We start from the raw sequence: 1,084 nt of genomic DNA, 5'->3' as shown, positions 1-1,084 counted from the left end.
CTCTGAGACTCCATGGCCCTTCCGGTGGCCGCCTCGGCGGCTGAGAATCGGTGCGGGGGTCGGCTGAGCTCGTTCTTGCTTGGTGCGCGAGAGCCCGTCTCTGAGACTGACGCCTGGGGCCTTCCCGGCACCTCGAACTGTTGCTCACTGCACGCTTCACAGCGTCGTTGATCGGTCGGCCCTGCCGGCCTCCACCCTGTCCGACGTGGGGCGAGGAGGCCGCTGGTGGACACGTTGATCGAGCGGTGCGCGGGGATCGACATCGGCAAGGACGAGGTAGTCGCGTGCGTGCGCACCCCCAAGCCGGGTGGTCGGGGACGGGTCAAGAAGACCCGCACCTTCGCCACGTTCACCTCCTCGCTGGAGGCGATGGTCGAGTGGTTCGCCGCCGAGGCGGTGACCGCGGTGGTGATGGAGGCGACCGGGTCGTACTGGAAACCGGTCTGGTACCTGCTCGAGGAGCGTCCCGGCTGGGAGTTGCTGCTGGTCAACGCCCACCACGTGAAGATCCTGCCCGGGCGCAAGTCCGACGTGCTCGACGCCGAGTGGCTCGCCGAACTGCTCGAGCACGGGCTGCTGCGGGGCAGCTTCGTGCCCCCGAAGACGATCCGCGAACTACGGGATCTGACCCGGTATCGCAAGCGCCTGATCCAGGCCCACACCAGCGAGTGCCAGCGCATCCAGAAGACCCTCGAAGACGCCGGGATCAAGCTCGACTCCGTGGCCTCGGACGTGCTCGGGGTCTCCGGGCGGGCCATGCTGGCCGCGCTGGTCAGAGGCGAACGCGACCCCGAGATGCTCGCCGAGCTGGCCAAAGGCGTGCTGCGCCGCAAGATGCCCGCCCTGCGCCAGGCCCTGCGCGGCCGGTTCAGCGAGCACCACGCACTGTTGATCGGGCTCGCGCTGGAGCACACCGCGCACCTCGAAGCGGCGATCGGCCGGCTCGACGAGCGCGTCGATGCCCTGTTCGCCACCGCCACCGCGACCGATCAGGGTGGCGTCCCTTTCGCCCGGGCCCGTGACCGCCTCGACACCATCCCCGGGGTCGGGAAACGGGCCGCCGAGACGATCATCGCCGAGATCG

Annotated in this window: 1 protein-coding gene; it reads left to right on the top strand. The window is 69.5% G+C overall.

What is annotated here, in order from left to right; all coding sequences use genetic code 11:
- Positions 1–225 precede the first annotated feature (225 nt).
- Positions 226–1,084, top strand: an 859-nt coding sequence (locus PH190_RS30565) for an IS110 family RNA-guided transposase (protein WP_274235318.1), incomplete at its 3' end; no start/stop codon positions are given.

This window comes from Actinomycetospora straminea, from assembly GCF_028737255.1.
GTDB classification, from domain to species: Bacteria; Actinomycetota; Actinomycetes; order Mycobacteriales; family Pseudonocardiaceae; genus Actinomycetospora; species Actinomycetospora straminea.
The sequence above is the reverse complement of the archived record's forward strand: the minus strand, read 5'-3'. Positions and strand labels throughout refer to the sequence as shown.